The 1,356-nt window shown below is 69.3% G+C and carries 1 protein-coding gene; it reads left to right on the forward strand.

Annotation, left to right across the window (positions count from 1 at the left end; all coding sequences use genetic code 11):
- On the forward strand, positions 1-1,356 hold a 1,356-nt coding region (locus JYJ84_RS36770), incomplete at both ends, for an ABC transporter substrate-binding protein (protein WP_205190309.1).

Consider the following 1,356-nt stretch of genomic DNA (forward strand, 5'->3'; position numbering starts at 1 on the left):
GCAACCTCGATGCGCACAAGCCGGTCGGCGGTGGCGTCGTGCGCGGCTTCGCGCTCTACAGCAAGCTGTGGGAATGGGACGCGAACCTGACGCCGACGCTCGCGCTCGCCGAGGAAGCCGAAGTCAACGCGGACGCGACCGCATGGACGATCCGCCTGAAGCCCGGCCTCGAGTTTCATCACGGCAAGACGATTTCGGCCGACGACGTGATCTTCTCGATCCGGCGCCTGACCGATCCGCAGCTCGCGTCGCCATTCGCGGGCCTCGTCGCGGCGGTGGATCGCGACCGGCTCGAGAAGCTCGACGCGCGCACGGTGCGCATCCGCTTTCGCGCGGGGCGCAGCTTCCTGTCGCTGCCCGAGACCTGGGTGAACTTCGGCGGCATCGTGCCGACCGACTACCATCCGGTGACGAACCCGGTCGGCGCGGGCCCGTATCGCTACAAGGCGTTCGAACCGGGCCGCCGCTCGCTGTTCACGCGTTTCGAAAACTACTTCAAGCCGGGCCGGCCGTACGCGGACGAACTGGAGATCGTCAGTTTCCAGGACGAGACCGCGCGGATCGCGGCGCTCGAAGCCGGGCAGATCGATCTCGCGAACCAGATTGCGCCGGAGCAGGCCGTGCGCCTGCGCGCGAACCGCCGCGTGCAGGTGCTGGTATCGCAGACGACAGGCTGGCAGTCGTTCGACATGAACACGAGCCGCGCGCCGTTCGACGACGTGCGCGTGCGCCAGGCGTTCCGGCTGCTCGCCGATCGCGACGAACTCGTGCGGCGCGCGCTGAACGGGCAGGGGCGTGTCGCGAACGACCTGTACGGCCTCGACGATCCGACGTTCAATCACGGCATCGCGCCGCGTCCGCACGACGTCGCGCAGGCGCGCCGGTTGCTGAAGGCGGCCGGGCGCGAGAACCTGTCGGTGGAGCTCGTGACGGGACCGTCGACGCTCGGCGGCAACCCGGTCGGCGCGTCGCTGGTGTTCGCCGAACAGGCGAAGCAGGCGGGTGTCGACGTGCGCGTGAAGCAGCTCGACGCGGCGACGTTCTACGGCCCGCAGCGCGACGACTGGCTGTTCAGCAACGGCGGCGGCTTCGGCGGCAATTTCCTGCCGTCGGGGCTGAGCGCGGACGCGCCCGCGTCGGTGTCGAACAAGACGCACTTCCGCAACGCGCGCTTCGGCGAGCTGTTCGAGGCCGCGATGGCGCAGCCCGACGTCGACAAGCGCCGGCCGCTCGTGCACGAAGCGCAGCAGATCCAGTACGACGAAGGTGGGCTGCTGATCTGGGCATACACGAACTATCAGGACGCGGTCGCGGCGCGCGTCGGCGGCGCGACCGCGGAGAAGACGCTGTTCACCA

It is taken from the genome of Burkholderia sp. LMG 13014, from assembly GCF_905232215.1.
GTDB lineage: Bacteria > Pseudomonadota > Gammaproteobacteria > Burkholderiales > Burkholderiaceae > Burkholderia.